Raw genomic sequence first — 14,530 nt, forward strand, 5'->3', positions numbered from 1 at the left:
ATACTGAACAATTTTAAACGCACCGTTCCTACCAAGGCTTTAGCTAATTCGGTACCTTGTGAGTCAATCATTTAATTTGTGTGTGCGTCAAGATAAGGTGCATTAATCTTACGGGTGAAAGTCCTGTTATGGAAGGAGTAGCTAGCTCCACCATATAGCGAGTCTTGTGCTGCTGAAGGTAACGACAGTAGTAAAGCGTAGACAGCGAAACATCCGAGCCGAAACCAAATGGTGAACGTGATAGCCCTGAAATGATATTGGTAGTGGAAGTCGATGTGCTACACAACGCAGTAGACAAGAGAAAACTAGAGGTCAAACTAGCGAAAATCCGAAAGTTTTCAACCATCGGGGTCTCAGGCGTCAGCGAGTTTGTAGAGATTAATGACACAACTTGAGAAGTCCTTATAACTCTTACTGAGTTAAGTAAGTATTCAAAGTACAAGTGCCGAAACATAAGGCTTTGGAGATGGTGTTAAGGATGGCTGAGTCAGTTGTAGTAGTGATGAAGCTTCGTAATGGGAGTGGAGCGAAGGGCTGACAGAAAGGTAAGAACGTAAGAGGGAAACAATGACCGTACACAGCATAGACGGAAATACATGGTCAACGAAACTTGAGCGTATAAAGTTGCTATCATCACAAAATCAAGACATAAAGTTTAATAATCTTGGACATATTATTGATTTAAAGATGTTAGAAGAACAATATAAGGAACTTGATAGCAAGAAAGCTGTAGGAATAGATGGTATAACCAAAGCGGTTTATGGTAAGAAGTTGGAAGCAAATTTGCTCTCGCTCCTTACTAAAATTCGCAAGGGGCAATATCAAGCTAAACCTGCACGAATTACATTGATTCCAAAAGAAGATGGAGGCAAAAGACCTTTGGTAATATCATGCTTTGAAGACAAGATAATCGAGTCGGCAGTAAGCAAGATATTAAACTCAGTGTTCGAGCCAATATTCTTAAAATGTTCTTACGGGTTTCGACCTAAATTAAACGCCCATGATGCACTTAAGGAGTTGAATAGACTTACGTATAACTTCAATAAAGGAGCTGTAGTTGAAATTGATATAACTAAGTGCTTCAATTCAATCAAACATTCTGAGTTGATGGGATTCCTAAGAAAGAGAATATCTGACAAAAGATTCCTAAGACTAGTTATGAAACTGATGGAAACACCAATTATAGAAAACGGCATTACAGTTACTAACAAGGAAGGATGCCGCCAAGGGTCTAAAACATCACCAATTTTGGCAAATGTCTTCCTACATTATGTTATTGACTGTTGGTTTGCTAAAATCAGCAAGGAAAACATAAGAGGGCAAACTGGAATGGTGAGGTATTGTGACGATATGGTGTTCGTCTTTGAGAATGAAGAAGACGCGAGGAAGTTTTATGAGGTTTTGCCCAAAAGATTAAACAAGTATGGCTTGAACATCAATGAAGCTAAATCGCAGATGATTCAGTCCGGTAGATACCATGCTGAGGACTTAGCTAAGCAAGGTAAGAAGATCAAGAGTTATAATTTTCTTGGCTTTACTTGCTATTGGGGTAAATCAAGGTTTGGTAACATATGGAGATTAAAATATACCACAAGGAAAGATCGATTTACCGAGAAGCTTAAAGGGCTAAGAGAATATCTACGAAGTCACCTTAATGAGAGGGGCAAAGAACAGATATTATTGCAAGTCATTAGAGCTACAAAGGGGTGGATCAATTATCATGGTATATCAGATAATCAAAGACGAGTAAGTTCATTTATTCACCAAACTAGGCGAGCAATATATGGGTGGTTTAATAGAATGGGTGGGAAGCGTAAGATGAATTGGCAAAGATTAGCTGAAATACTCAAAAGGGTCGACTTTCCAAATAAGTGGAAGACCATTTCAATGTTCTAAAACCAACAAAAAAAAAATAGGGTACAAGCCTATCTTACCTTTCGGGAGCCGGATGCGGTAGCTCTGCATGTCCGGTTCTGAGGAGGGGCTTAACCAAGCAATTGGTTAGGTCTACTCACAAAGTTCATTTTTTATTTTCCAATAAATCATATTTAAAATCTCCACAAAGTATTTCAAATTGATTTAAAGCTAAAGACCAATCTTTAATAGGCATGGTCCATTTTTTGGCTGCATTTTGTAGGGATAAAAATATTATTTTTTGAATTGACTTATCATCTGGAAACACCCCCTTATTTTTGATAATTTTTCTAATTTGACGATTTACAGATTCTATAGTGTTAGTAGTATAAATTACCTTTCTGTTCTCTTCAGGAAAGGCAAAAAACGGTATTATCCCAGACCAATTACGTTGCCAAATATCAGAAATTACCGGATATTTTTTATCCCATTTTACACCAAATTGCTGAAGTTTTAAACGTGCCATTTCGTCATTATTAGCTGTATAAATTTGTTTTAGATCTGATGTGACCTCTTTTAAATCTTTATATGACACATACTTTACTGAATTGCGAACCATATGTACAATACATAATTGTACTATAGTACTCGGGAATACACTGCTTATAGCTTCTGGAAAGCCCTTTAAACCCCACACAAGCAACATAAATTTGTTCAATTCCTCGATTCTTTAACTCAGTAACTACTTGCATCCAAAATTTAGCACCTTCATTTTTGCCTATCCAAATGCCAAGTAACTCCTTTTTCCCTTCTATATTTACAGCAAGTGCTAAATATACTGCTTTATTTATTACTATGTGATTGTCTCTAGATTTTACATAGATACAGTCCAAGTATAATATTGGATACACCCTATCTAAACAACGATTTTGCCACCTAGTTACTTCTTCTATTACCCCATCTGTTATGGTGGATATCAAGTCACCAGATACATCAGTTTGATATATTTCTTCTAAATGCCCTCGGATCTCGCTGACTGTCATACCGCGACCATAAAGGGATATCACTTTCTCATCAAATCCATTAAATCTCCTCAGCCCTTTTGGTATTAATTGAGGATTATACTCTCCTTCCCGATCTCTTGGTACTTCTACTGTCAGCTTACGACCATCCCCATCAATTACTGTCTTCTCATAGCTACCATTACGACGATTATTATCTACTTTTGCCATCTTGCTATGTTTTGAATATCCTAATTCATGATCCAACTCACTTGCTAATATTTTCTCAACTATTTGCTTCTTTAGCTGTTGAAATAAACCATCTCGACCAAATAACTCCGATGGATCTGCTTTTGATAATAATTCTTCTACTAGCTGATTACTGATGTTTAATGTATCTTTATCTGTATCTAATTTTTTAGCCATAATTCCTCCTTGCTTGCTTAAGTTACTTTTTTTACAGTAATCTCTTACTGCTTTCTTTGCAACTTACACAAACTATAGGACAGACTCTACCTTGTAAAAACTTATCACGTATATATTCTACTAATGTATAGGCAAGGCTTGACAAAATTAGTCTGAGTTGATTAGCCCACCATTTATGGCATGAAGTGCGATCGGCAAATAGCTCTAACTGTTGCTCTTTTATACGATTTTCCATATCTCCACGTGCACAGTAATTTTTATCATATAAATCTTCTGGCTTACCTGCTAAATTAGTTACTATATATCTTGGATTCTCACCAAGGCTAGTTACTTCTGATTTACCAACTATCTTACGATGACGACTCCAGCTATCAGCTTTATATTTAAATTCACTAAAAAAGCGTTGCTTCTCTTTGCTAATTGTGAAGGCTTCGTTAGATTGTTGCATCAATGGCTCAAGCAGCTTGTTGAGTCTAGTATTTTGGGCTATTCCGACTATATATTTTACATTATTTTCATCACACCAATCCAGCATCTGATGACGACAAAATCCACCATCACCACGAAAAATAATCTCTACTTCAGGCCACGATTGACAAAAACGCTTGACTAATAGAGATAATATTGCCCAGCTATGCTTTGCTTGTTCTAGCTTTGAGCTGCGAAGATTGCTTACTAACAGCTTTTTTCCACAAAAAACATATAAAGGTAGAAAGCAATTATGACGATAATATCCATGATAAAACTTCCCCTCTTGATTGCCATAAATTTCATCATCAGTGGCATCAAAATCAAGTATTAATTGTTTCGGCACGGTTTTATGAGATTCGACAAACTTGTCAATCATCACCTTATGAGCTTTAAGAGCAAATCCACGATCTGCTTTATTTTCTAAACGGCATAAAGTAGAGCTACTAGCCATATCGTCCAGTGTGTCTATACTTGTTTGCAAAGCGGAAATTTTCTTAAATTATCGTGATCATTTAAATCTTCATAACCAAGAGCAATACCATAAATACGCTGTTTGAGCATTGTTAAAATAGTATGAGTAATTTTATCAGAATCTCGCTTATCAGGAAAAATCTTAGCCAGTTCATTAGTTAGACCAAGTCTTTTATCTGCTTCTCTTAGCAATAATACACCTCCATCGCTACTAATATTACCTCCTGTGAAATTTATTTCTATTTGACGATTTTTTACTTTCGATTGGTAAATTAATCCTGTACAATTTGTCATGGCAAAACCCTCTATGTAATCTTCTTTTAACACTGATATTATATAGTATTACAAGGGTTTTGTCTCTATTCTTTCATGCAATATTCAGGTTAGTTATAATTTCAATCGTTTTTTAACTTTCAACAGTTGTGGTCTCCTCGCAATAACGGTTTCTCAATTATTATTTTCTTAAACTGACGCCTATGAGCATTGAGCGACGACGTCACCAATTTCTCATCAATTGACTATAATCAAAAGCCCTCTATCTAGACCTTCTATATCTTTATACACTTGCTGAACCGTATAGCCATGATTTACAAATATTTCTGTAACAGATGCCGCTTGATTAAAACCAATCTCTAAAAATAATTTACCATTTTGTTTTAAAAAACCCTTAGCTTCTTTAGCAATTATGTAATATGACGCTAAACCATTATTTTCAGCAAATAAGGCTAAGTGTGGTTCATATTTTAGAGTCTCAGGAGACATATAAACAGTATCATCAAAGGAAATATACGGTGGATTACTTACAATAATATCAAATTTTTGCTTTTTTAAATTCTCAAACCAGTTACTATTAATTATTTTAAATCTATCAAAAACCTTATGTTTTATAGCATTTTGCCGAGCAATATCAATAGCTTCATTACTTATATCAGTAGCAGTTACATTGATATTGATATTAGCATTTAGCATTTCTAATAATAAGCTTAAAGCAATACAACCACTACCAGTACCAAGTTCTAATAGTGTTAACTCTATTTTGAATGAGCAATTTTTTTTAACATCCTTTAAAATCGCATCTACAATAGTCTCGGTATCTTGCCTAGGAATAAGCACTTTATCATTTACGATAAAGTTATAACTATAAAATTCTTTATATCCTATAATATAGGCTATTGGCTCTAGTAATGTTCGCCTATTAACCAGATTATCAAAAATAATTTGCTCTTGTCGTGTCAATTCTTCTTCTGACCTAGCTAATAAATATTCAATAGACTTATTAGTCGCATGTTGTATCAATATGCGTGATTCTAAGTGGGCTGATTTAATACCTACAGCTTGCAGCTTGCTAGCAGTGTCAATTAAGGATTTTTTTATATTCATTCGATTATTTCCGTAATATCCGATGGTAGGGGAGATTCAAATTCTAGCAATTTACCGCTTACTGGCTGAGAAAAACTTATATACCAAGAATGTAATGCTTGCCTCTTGAAATCCATTAATTTTTGTGGTACTATGCTAAAATTGCAGTTAACTTTCCTACTATTTTTGCCATAAGTTTGATCTCCTACTACAGAATGCTTTAAATGGCTCAACTGTACTCTAATTTGATGAGTTCGTCCGGTAGCAAGTCGACATTCCACCATGCTTATAATACCATTAAAAAATATTTTTTCCGTTTTGTAATGAGTAATTGCCTCTTTACCTCCAAATTTTAAAACAGTCATTTTCTGCCGTAAGATACGGTCTCTACCAATATTATTGCTTATAACCCCTTCTTGTGGATTGATAATACCCCAAACTAAAGCTTTATATTTCCGCACCAAATTACGACTTTCTATCTGACTTGCAAGATGTACATGGGCAAAATTATTCTTTGCTACCACCATAAGCCCTGATGTATCTTTATCCAAACGATGAACAATACCAGGTCTTTCCAGCCCCCCTATGCTAGATAAAGATTTTGCATGGTGTAACAAGGCATTTACCAAGGTATCCTGGTGGTTTCCACTGCCAGGGTGAACTGTCATACCAGCTGCTTTATTGATAACTATTAAATCTTCATCTTCATAAAAAATATCAAGTTTAATATCAGCTTCCTGCATTGTTAATGGATCAGGTGATTTAAAAAATACTGAAATAATGTCATTCTCCTTGACCTTAAAGTTAGAATCAGAAATAATCAAACCATTAACTTGTACTTGAAAGTCACTTATCATCTTCTGAACTTGGCTTCTAGATGTTTTATCGATAAGTGTTAGCACAACCTTATCAAGTCTAAACCCATCTAAATTTTGGGGTATGTTATATTCTTTCATTAGCTAAAATATTTTAAAATAATAACATGACTCATTTAACAAAAAAAATCAACCAACTAAAATGGTTGCAAGCAATTGGTATAGATTATTATTTGTCAAAATCAGCTATTACTGGTCATTCCAGCCTACCCTTGTCATTCTCGCGTAGGCGGGAATCTAGTATAGATACCTGCCTTCGTAGGGATGACACAGAAAAAGTAAATTGTCATTCCCGCGTAGGCGGGAATCTAGCTCCCGCACCGAAGCAGGATAACATTATTTCGTTGTCTAGGTCTTTGGCTGATTCAGCTAGCAGTTTAGAAGAATTAAAACAGCTATTAATGGATTTTAATGGTTGCGGTTTAAAGAAATTAGCTAATAAAACCGTATTTGCTGATGGCAATCCACAAAGTTCTATCATGTTTATTGGAGAAGCACCAGGTAGTAGCGAAGATACAGAGGGTATACCATTTTGCGGTGAAAGCGGTAAATTACTTGATAATGTCTTAGCCTCTATCAATATTTCAAGAAAACATAATGCTTATATTACTAACACAGTATTTTGGCGACCACCAGCCAACCGCCAACCAACACAAGAAGAAATAGATATTTGCCGACCTTTTGTGGAAAAACATATTGCTTTAATCAATCCCAAATTAATTATTTTAGTGGGAAATGTTGCGGCAACTAGCTTACTTGGCAAAAATGCTGGTATAAGTAAAATCAGACAAGAATATTATTTATATAGCAATCAGTATCTTATCAAACCAATTCAAACCACTGCTATCTTCCATCCTGCCTATCTGCTTAGACAACCAATGCAGAAAAAAACCATCTGGTATGATTTAATAAAAATCCAGGAATATATCAATGCAAACATCACAATTACACATTAATTCTACAATTATTGTGTAGCGACAACTAAAATTACCGAAAAATTGGTGAGGAAATTTTGATACTCGATAATCAAGTTTTTTTGCAGATTTGAATAAAATATAGGATCATGGTTGTCATCCCTGCGAAAGCAGGTATCTAAAAACACCCTGAGGTATTATAGATTCCGCACCGAAGCGGGAATGATGGTATGGACGAGTGAAGCGAAATATGCTTTACTTGTACGGAGTCAGCTGAAAAATAGTTTTCAGCTGCTCCAAATTAAATAATAATTTAATTAATAGGTCCATACCATGATAAATAATAGCATAAAAAATACTATAATAGGAATAGATTTAGCAAAAAATAGTATGCACTTGGTGCAAGTCGATCAAAATGGCAAAAAAATAGGTTATCAAAAAGTTACAAGAGATGAGTTATACCAATTGCAATAATTAACGCAGTGGTGTAAAATGGGTTTTTAACTGATAAAGGTACTCAAATGGCTAGGTTAATATTACCACAAGGTTTTCATGGTCATGATTTTATAAAAATGATGAAACATGAGCCGCATGGTCGAAATCGTATACGTTTATTGGCGATGTATCACCTTCAATTAGGCAAATCTTTAAAAGCCATATCTGAAATAGTGAAGTCACACTGGAAAACTGTGCAATCATGGCTCAGAAGATTTAGGAATCATGGTTTTGAAGGATTATTTGAATCACAAAGAAGCGGCGCCCCTAGGAAGATTAACACTATACAAGAGTCTGCTCTTTTTGATAAAATCAATACGCTCAGTGAAAGTAAAACTGGTGGGTATATAACTGGAAAGGAGCTACATATCATGTTACTTGAGGAATATGGTGCTAAATGCGCTTTAAAAACAGTCTACAATACTATGCACCGCCTTGGTTTTAGCTGGATTACTTCTCGTTCAATGCATCCAAAGTCAAATCAAGAGACTCAAAATACATATAAAAAAACTTCCCAGACATGTTAACAAAATTATTACCAAAAAATATCGATAGATGTAAAGTTGATATATGGTCTCAGGATGAAACTCGAGTTGGGCAACAAGGTAGCTTAACTCGTATATGGGCTAAGCGTGGCACTAGACCCCGTAAAGTTCGGCAACAGCAATTCATTTCAACATATATTTATGGAGCTGCTTGCCATGATACAGGAGAAGCTTTTGCATTAATTTTACCATATGCAAACACACAGGCAATGAATAAATTCTTAGAAGAGCTTTCTCGCAGTATTCAAGGCAACCGACATATAGCTTTACTAACGGATAATGCAGGTTGGCACACAGCCAAAAAACTAACTGTGCCAAGCAATATCACTTTGATACCGCTTCCGCCCTATGCACCGGAACTTAATGCAATGGAACAAGTTTGGGAATGGATCAAAAATCATTTCTTGTCTAACCAATGTTATGGTGTATATGAAGATATCGTCACTATGGCTTGTTACGCTTGGAATCAATTTGCTCATAATGTAGATTTAGTAAAATCAATTATGTATAGAGACTGGATAAACACACCGTGTTAATTATTGCAATTGGTATTAATAGCCTATTTAAGCAATCTCGATAAAAGTTCATTGGTAGCTATGGAAGCATGTGGAGGAGCTAATTATTGGTCACAGGAAATTGCTAAGCTTGGTTTGCAAGTCAAACTAATGAAAACAAAAGATGTAAAAGTTTATGCTACATCGAAACAGAAAAATGATTATAACGATGCGTTAGCAATATGCAAAGCGGCTCGTGATCCAGAATTAAAAACTGTGCTGCCAAAAAGCAAAGAGGAACAAGATATAAAATTTTTGCATAAAATTAGAAGTAATACGATCAGAGATCGTGTGCAAAAAACTAATTCTACAATATCAAGTTTATGTGAATATGGCTATAATACAAAATTAAGTAAAACTCAATAACTAACCAGCTGAAGCTGGTAGGTTGAAGTTGCGACTAGAAGTCACGGATTTACTCTAAAGAGATATTCATTACATTATTAGGCTGATGTGCATCTGAATGATTGTTAATGTAGTTATTGATTATATCATCAGTGACATTACCACTGGTTGAGCTAAAGAAGCCCCTAGCCCAAAAGTGGCGTCCCCAGTAAGTTTTTCTAATTTCAGGAAATTCTTGCTGAATTTTATATGATGAACGTCCTTTAGCTGCTTTAACAAACTGACTAATGGATATATGAGGTGGAATTTCAGCCATAATATGGACATGATCGGCAGATAATATTCCATTGATGATTTTGATACCAAGATATTCTGCTACCTGAGCAATAATTTCTCTAATTCTAATCCTGAGGTTACCTGTGAGTACTTTGTATCGATACTTAGTAATCCAAACGATATGGAAGCGGTGGTAAAATACGGTGTGGCTAGACTTACTATAATCAGTCATATATATTATTCTCTATTCAGAGAATAATATATATGATAACATTAGTAAATTGAAATATTTTAGAACAAGGACTGAAGTCTTTTCCGGCTGAAGCCGGAGGTTTTAACCAAATTTTGGGACAATAAATTTTGCAAATCATGTAGGCTGGAGGTAGAGTTAGCGTATAGTAAAGGTTATATAAATTCTGGGATACGGTCAATTTTACTTTTAGAATGTAAAGAAATTGAGGATTTATGTGACAAAGAGAAAACTTTAGAAAAGCTGATTATCAGCAATAATAAGCAAAGTGAGAAAGCTACTAGGTTGCAGACAATTTTTGGCATTGGAGCAATCAATGCTAGTTGTTTGAGTGTAGCCCCAATGGAAAGTTATCCAACCCCGAGGGATTTTGCTGCTTCGCTTGGTTTGGTACCAAAGCAACATAGCTCAGGAGATAAGATAGTTTTAGGAGGGATTACCAAACAGGGAGATAGATATGCCAAAACTATGTTGATTCAAGCCGCAAGGACAATAGCAATAAGAGCAAAAAGTGGTAAGGAATCGAAAGATAAACTAGTGCGTGCAGTGGGCAGTGAAGAAATTTGCTGAAAATAAATCATATAATATTATATGTGTTGGTTTAGCAAATAAGTTAGCAAGGATTGCTTATGCAGTAGTCACCAATGGTAGCGAATATGTTGCAAATTAGTTTAGTTGAGAAAAAAGAAGAAACTATGTCAACTAAATAAAAATTGGTAATTGATAAATATTGCGAGTAAAGAATAGTAACAATAAAGAGAACGAAAGTTAAAGAGTTAATGAATAAGTATTCTGAATAAAATCCGTAATTATGTCGAGGCTCTAGAAGCCGTGGGAATGAGAGGTCACTCAAGGATATTTATGGCTCTGTACAAATAAGTGTGTAAATTTTTCAAAGGTTATATAAAAATATAATATAACAAAAGGAGAAATTATAATGCGTCACAAACAAAATGAAGCAATGAATCAAGCAATAGATTTATTAATAAATAATGATACAGATATATCAACTTTATTTAAAGAGGATGGTTTATTAAAACAATTAACCAAAAGGCTTGTAGAGAAGGCATTGCAGTCAGAGATGAATAATCACTTAGGATATGATAAATATTGTCATACTGATAGCAATAATGTTCGTAATGGTAGTAAAGTAAAGAATCTAGTAACAAATAATGGAGTTGTAGAGATTGAGGTTCCAAGGGATAGAAGTAGTACATTTGAACCTGCATTAATTCCGAAGCGTCAAAGACGTATTGAAGGATTTGATGATAAAATAATATCGTTATACGCTAAAGGAATGAGCTTATCTGATATTAAGATTCAAATGCAAGAATTGTATGGAGCTGACGTTAGCGAAAGTTTGATAAGTCAAATTACTGATGATGTAATTGAGGATGTCAAGATATGGCAAAGCCGACCATTGGATCGAGTATATGCTATAGTATTTTTTGACTGTTTAGTAGTAAAAGTACGTCAAGATAAACGAATTATCAATAAGTCTGTATATGTAGCATTAGGTATTGATTTATCTGGAAGGAAGGATATTTTAGGATTGTGGAACAGTGAAAATGAAGGAGCTAAATTTTGGCTTGGTAATTTTACTGAGATGAAGAACAGAGGTATGCAAGACATGCTTATTGCTTGCAGTGATAATTTAACCGGTATGTCTGAGGCAATAGAAGCAGTTTTTCCGAAAACCGAACATCAATTATGTATTGTACATCAGATTAGAAATAGTTTAAAATATATATCATATAAAGACCGAAAAGAATTAGCGGCTGATTTAAAGCCTATATATACTGCTAGCACAGAGGAAGAAGCACATCTTGCTTTAGAATCTTTTGAAGCTAAATGGAGTAAACAGTATCCACAAATTGCTAAATCTTGGTATGTTCATTGGGAAAATTTAATGGTTTTTCTAGAATACCCTGAGGCGATAAGGAAAGTAATATACACAACTAATAGTATAGAATCTGTCAATAGCCAATTACGTAAGGTTACTAAGAATAAACGGGTTTTTCCAAATGATAATGCCGTTTTTAAGACCTTATATTTGGCAATTGATTATATGACCAAGAAATGGGTTATGCCGATTCCGAACTGGAACGCAGCTATGGCTCACTTTTTGATAAAATTTGAAGGTAGAATTTAAGCCCTATGAAAAATTTACACACTTAATTAGAAAGGCTCATATTTATAAGAATGCAGAAACCATTATGGCACTCGATGCCGAATATATGACCGCTTCCTTTGTGGCTCTATTTTTTTATTTTCTTTGTTGACAAATTCCATAGCAATTATCTTGAGCCTTTCTAATTAAGTGTGTAAATTTTTCATAGGGCTTAAATTCTACCTTCAAATTTTATCAAAAAGTGAGCCATAGCTGCGTTCCAGTTCGGAATCGGCATAACCCATTTCTTGGTCATATAATCAATTGCCAAATATAAGGTCTTAAAAACGGCATTATCATTTGGAAAAACCCTTTTATTCTTAGTAACCTTACGTAATTGGCTATTGACAGATTCTATACTATTAGTTGTGTATATTACTTTCCTTATCGCCTCAGGGTATTCTAGAAAAACCATTAAATTTTCCCAATGAACATACCAAGATTTAGCAATTTGTGGATACTATAATGGTCCCAATATTTTGGACAGAAAAATAAGAAAAATGAGATAGAATTCTTTAGCAAACAAGGAGAGCTAGAGATGAAAAAACAAGTAAGGCAATATAGTGCTGAGGAGAAAGCCAAAATTGTCATAGAAGCAATTAAGGGAGAGCTAACAATAGCCCAGATAACCAGTAAGTATGGTGTTCATGCAACACAGATCAGTAACTGGAAAAAACAAGGTCTTGAGTTGTTAGTACAAGGTTTTAAGAATAAAACTATAGTACCCTACAATTTTGAGAAGATGAAGAAGAATGGTTGATTTAGAGTGGTGTGAAGTAGTATAAGGTAGGTATTTTTATAACAAAATGCATAATATAATACTTCAAGAATTGATTTTATATATAGACGGAAATAAATCAAGATTAAAATGTTTGGTTGGTATGGTAATTAGTTTGCTGACGGGCAGCTCAATTTATCAAAAAGGTTTAGCACTTGGTATTTTAGGTGATGCTAAAGCGACGTCAAAAACTCATAGAATTTATCGTTTTTTAAAAGATTTTAATTTTGATTATATGAAGGTTGGCTATTTGCTATTAAGCTTTTTTGCTTCAAAAAATTATGTCGTAGCAATGGATAGGACAAGTTGGAAATTTGGTAAATCCGATATTAATATTTTATTTTTAGTAATGGTAATTGGTAAAATATCGGTGCCAATATTCTGGAAGACTTTGTCGCATGGTGGCGGGTGTTCTGCAGAATTTATGAAGGAATTTTTACAGAAATTTATTAATAATTTTGGCGTTGAAAGAATAAAATATTTGCTTGCTGATAGAGAATTTATGAATAAAGAATGGTTAGACTTTCTGATAAATAACCATCTAAAGTTTGTTATTCCATTAAAAATGGATCATAAAATTCGTCTTACAAAAGGTTTAAGAACTTTAACCATTGAAAGAATATTTAGTGATGTTAAAGCCTTAGAGTATAGGGCTTGTAGTGGTATATTATGGAATAGAAAGGTTAATTTTACCGCATATAGAAATGATAAGAGCGAGCTGATGGTTCTGGTGTCTTCAATTGAAATAGAGCAAGATATTTTTGCTTTATACGTCAATTCGGGATAAGGATATTGTGAACATGTAGATTAAAATCAAATTTTGTTGAAGGTTTATTTTTCTTTAATGAGTAAGCAACAAGAGTAGATAATATATGGACAAAGGCATTTATTGGTGATCTATGTCTAGTATGTTCAAGGTTCATTTTATTTTTTAGATAATCAAAAACTGTTTCAATTAAGTTACGCTTTCGAAGTAAGATTTTTTCTTTCAAATCCATTAATTTATTTTCCATATTCTTCTTAATTCCATGAATCATTTTTAAGCCTCTTTCATATAAATTTAAGAACAAATTTTGCTTAATATAACCTTTATCAGCTGCTATAATTCCAGTTAATCTTTTTGTTAACTCCGGTACTGGAACCCTATCATCTACATTGCCTTTGGTCACTTTTAATGCCATAAACTCCCCTTTATTATTGATTATTACATGTAATTTAAAACCATAAAAATACCCCATAGAGGATTTACTATGTTTGGCTAATCCTTTAAAAACTTTATTGCTATAACGCCTTTTATTGTGACAAGCTTTAATCGTTGTAGAGTCAATAAAATAAATACCTGTTTCCTCACCAAACAACAAATGAATCAACATATTTAGCGGTATGAATAATCGTGCCATTAATTCAACAAATCTATTATAACTCAAGGCTTTGGGAAAATCATCCTTATGCATGCACTCTATATAACTTTTATAGAAAAATTTAAAATTCTTAGCATAGGATGTATGAAACATAATTATTATTGTTAACATTTCACTTAGACTCATGCTACAACAGCGATTTCTTTGCTTATTTGATGGTAATAACTTTCTCTGTTCATACTCCAAATAAATTTTACAAAAATCATCTATAAAACTATATAATTCTGTGATATCTTTTTTCATGCCTGTAGTTTGTTTTTTTGTTTAAAAATATAAATACTGCAGGCACTCCTTTTTGACAATCCTTTTATCTATTACTATTTCA

General features: G+C 33.9%; 15 protein-coding genes and 3 pseudogenes. 11 read left to right on the top strand and 7 right to left on the bottom strand.

What is annotated here, in order from left to right; genetic code table 11:
- Nucleotides 1-567 precede the first annotated feature (567 nt).
- A complete protein-coding gene (locus NBW66_RS03025) occupies nt 568-1,896 on the top strand; it encodes a reverse transcriptase domain-containing protein (RefSeq protein ID WP_250310618.1) in 1,329 nt (442 codons plus the stop codon).
- 124 nt (nt 1,897-2,020) lie between these two features.
- Here the strand turns inward: NBW66_RS03025 and NBW66_RS03030 are convergent.
- From NBW66_RS03030 to NBW66_RS03050, 4 genes and pseudogenes are all read right to left on the bottom strand, one after another.
- Nucleotides 2,021-3,281, bottom strand: a pseudogene (locus NBW66_RS03030) (IS256 family transposase).
- A gap of 31 nt (nt 3,282-3,312) precedes the next feature.
- Nucleotides 3,313-4,517, bottom strand: a pseudogene (locus tag NBW66_RS03035) (IS1380 family transposase).
- Nucleotides 4,518-4,733: 216 nt separating this feature from the next.
- On the bottom strand, nt 4,734-5,603 hold the full coding sequence (gene prmC / locus NBW66_RS03045; RefSeq protein ID WP_250311709.1) for a peptide chain release factor N(5)-glutamine methyltransferase: 870 nt from the start codon (nt 5,601-5,603) through the stop codon (nt 4,734-4,736).
- A complete protein-coding gene (locus NBW66_RS03050) occupies nt 5,600-6,538 on the bottom strand; it encodes an RluA family pseudouridine synthase (RefSeq protein WP_250311710.1) in 939 nt (312 codons plus the stop codon). Before NBW66_RS03050 ends, prmC begins: the two co-directional genes overlap by 4 nt.
- A gap of 26 nt (nt 6,539-6,564) precedes the next feature.
- Here NBW66_RS03050 and NBW66_RS03055 point away from each other — a divergent pair, with 26 nt between their 5' ends.
- From NBW66_RS03055 to NBW66_RS03075, 5 genes are all read left to right on the top strand, one after another.
- On the top strand, nt 6,565-7,413 hold the full coding sequence (locus NBW66_RS03055; protein WP_250311711.1) for a uracil-DNA glycosylase family protein: 849 nt from the start codon (nt 6,565-6,567) through the stop codon (nt 7,411-7,413).
- 291 nt (nt 7,414-7,704) lie between these two features.
- Entirely contained in the window at nt 7,705-7,845 is a 141-nt protein-coding gene (locus tag NBW66_RS03060) for an IS110 family transposase (RefSeq protein WP_250311712.1), read from the top strand.
- 47 nt (nt 7,846-7,892) lie between these two features.
- Nucleotides 7,893-8,393, top strand: a complete 501-nt coding sequence (locus NBW66_RS03065) for a helix-turn-helix domain-containing protein (RefSeq protein WP_250310542.1) — start codon at nt 7,893-7,895, stop codon at nt 8,391-8,393.
- Nucleotides 8,387-8,947, top strand: coding sequence for an IS630 family transposase (locus NBW66_RS03070; protein ID WP_250310543.1), 561 nt, complete (start codon nt 8,387-8,389; stop codon nt 8,945-8,947). Before NBW66_RS03065 ends, NBW66_RS03070 begins: the two co-directional genes overlap by 7 nt.
- A 3-nt stretch (nt 8,948-8,950) precedes the next feature.
- Nucleotides 8,951-9,331: an IS110 family transposase gene (locus tag NBW66_RS03075; protein WP_250311713.1), complete on the top strand. Its 381-nt coding sequence runs from the start codon at nt 8,951-8,953 to the stop codon at nt 9,329-9,331.
- A gap of 49 nt (nt 9,332-9,380) precedes the next feature.
- On the opposite strand, the gene tnpA is transcribed toward NBW66_RS03075, so the two are convergent.
- Nucleotides 9,381-9,818 carry an IS200/IS605 family transposase gene (gene tnpA / locus NBW66_RS03080; protein ID WP_250310592.1) on the bottom strand — a complete coding sequence of 146 codons (438 nt, stop codon included), beginning with the start codon at nt 9,816-9,818 and terminating at the stop codon, nt 9,381-9,383.
- A gap of 303 nt (nt 9,819-10,121) precedes the next feature.
- Between tnpA and NBW66_RS03085 the strand changes: the two genes are divergently transcribed.
- The 3 genes from NBW66_RS03085 (at nt 10,122) to NBW66_RS03090 (ending at nt 11,988) form a co-directional block, all read left to right on the top strand.
- Entirely contained in the window at nt 10,122-10,406 is a 285-nt protein-coding gene (locus NBW66_RS03085) for a transposase (RefSeq protein ID WP_250311714.1), read from the top strand.
- Entirely contained in the window at nt 10,378-10,506 is a 129-nt protein-coding gene (locus tag NBW66_RS14410) for a hypothetical protein (protein ID WP_284346674.1), read from the top strand. Before NBW66_RS03085 ends, NBW66_RS14410 begins: the two co-directional genes overlap by 29 nt.
- Nucleotides 10,507-10,773: 267 nt before the next feature.
- On the top strand, nt 10,774-11,988 hold the full coding sequence (locus NBW66_RS03090; protein WP_250311715.1) for an IS256 family transposase: 1,215 nt from the start codon (nt 10,774-10,776) through the stop codon (nt 11,986-11,988).
- A gap of 190 nt (nt 11,989-12,178) precedes the next feature.
- On the opposite strand, the pseudogene NBW66_RS03095 reads toward NBW66_RS03090, so the two are convergent.
- A pseudogene (locus NBW66_RS03095) lies at nt 12,179-12,466 on the bottom strand (transposase); the annotation flags it as partial.
- 78 nt (nt 12,467-12,544) lie between these two features.
- Between NBW66_RS03095 and NBW66_RS03100 the strand changes: the two are divergent.
- Together NBW66_RS03100 and NBW66_RS03105 are read left to right on the top strand one after the other, a co-directional pair.
- Complete coding sequence (locus tag NBW66_RS03100; RefSeq protein ID WP_250311717.1) at nt 12,545-12,766, top strand: transposase; 222 nt, start codon at nt 12,545-12,547, stop codon at nt 12,764-12,766.
- Nucleotides 12,767-12,812: 46 nt separating this feature from the next.
- Nucleotides 12,813-13,571, top strand: a complete 759-nt coding sequence (locus NBW66_RS03105) for a transposase (RefSeq protein ID WP_250311718.1) — start codon at nt 12,813-12,815, stop codon at nt 13,569-13,571.
- On the opposite strand, the gene NBW66_RS03110 is transcribed toward NBW66_RS03105, so the two are convergent.
- A complete protein-coding gene (locus NBW66_RS03110) occupies nt 13,558-14,448 on the bottom strand; it encodes an IS982 family transposase (RefSeq protein ID WP_250310582.1) in 891 nt (296 codons plus the stop codon). The two genes, NBW66_RS03105 and NBW66_RS03110, sit on opposite strands and share 14 nt — an antisense overlap.
- Between the last annotated feature and the right edge of the window lie 82 nt (nt 14,449-14,530).

Origin of the sequence: Rickettsia endosymbiont of Oedothorax gibbosus, from assembly GCF_936269705.1 — a bacterium.
Taxonomy (GTDB): domain Bacteria; phylum Pseudomonadota; class Alphaproteobacteria; order Rickettsiales; family Rickettsiaceae; genus Tisiphia.

What these genes read in the sequence shown, in the direction of transcription:
- NBW66_RS03025 (WP_250310618.1), top strand. Translation starts at nt 568, where the DNA reads ATGACCGTACACAGCATAGACGGAAATACATGGTCAACGAAACTTGAG.
- prmC (WP_250311709.1), bottom strand. Translation starts at nt 5,603, where the DNA reads ATGAATATAAAAAAATCCTTAATTGACACTGCTAGCAAGCTGCAAGCT.
- NBW66_RS03050 (WP_250311710.1), bottom strand. Translation starts at nt 6,538, where the DNA reads ATGAAAGAATATAACATACCCCAAAATTTAGATGGGTTTAGACTTGAT.
- NBW66_RS03055 (WP_250311711.1), top strand. Translation starts at nt 6,565, where the DNA reads ATGACTCATTTAACAAAAAAAATCAACCAACTAAAATGGTTGCAAGCA.
- NBW66_RS03060 (WP_250311712.1), top strand. Translation starts at nt 7,705, where the DNA reads ATGATAAATAATAGCATAAAAAATACTATAATAGGAATAGATTTAGCA.
- NBW66_RS03065 (WP_250310542.1), top strand. Translation starts at nt 7,893, where the DNA reads ATGGCTAGGTTAATATTACCACAAGGTTTTCATGGTCATGATTTTATA.
- NBW66_RS03070 (WP_250310543.1), top strand. Translation starts at nt 8,387, where the DNA reads ATGTTAACAAAATTATTACCAAAAAATATCGATAGATGTAAAGTTGAT.
- tnpA (WP_250310592.1), bottom strand. Translation starts at nt 9,818, where the DNA reads ATGACTGATTATAGTAAGTCTAGCCACACCGTATTTTACCACCGCTTC.
- NBW66_RS03090 (WP_250311715.1), top strand. Translation starts at nt 10,774, where the DNA reads ATGCGTCACAAACAAAATGAAGCAATGAATCAAGCAATAGATTTATTA.
- NBW66_RS03100 (WP_250311717.1), top strand. Translation starts at nt 12,545, where the DNA reads ATGAAAAAACAAGTAAGGCAATATAGTGCTGAGGAGAAAGCCAAAATT.
- NBW66_RS03105 (WP_250311718.1), top strand. Translation starts at nt 12,813, where the DNA reads ATGCATAATATAATACTTCAAGAATTGATTTTATATATAGACGGAAAT.
- NBW66_RS03110 (WP_250310582.1), bottom strand. Translation starts at nt 14,448, where the DNA reads ATGAAAAAAGATATCACAGAATTATATAGTTTTATAGATGATTTTTGT.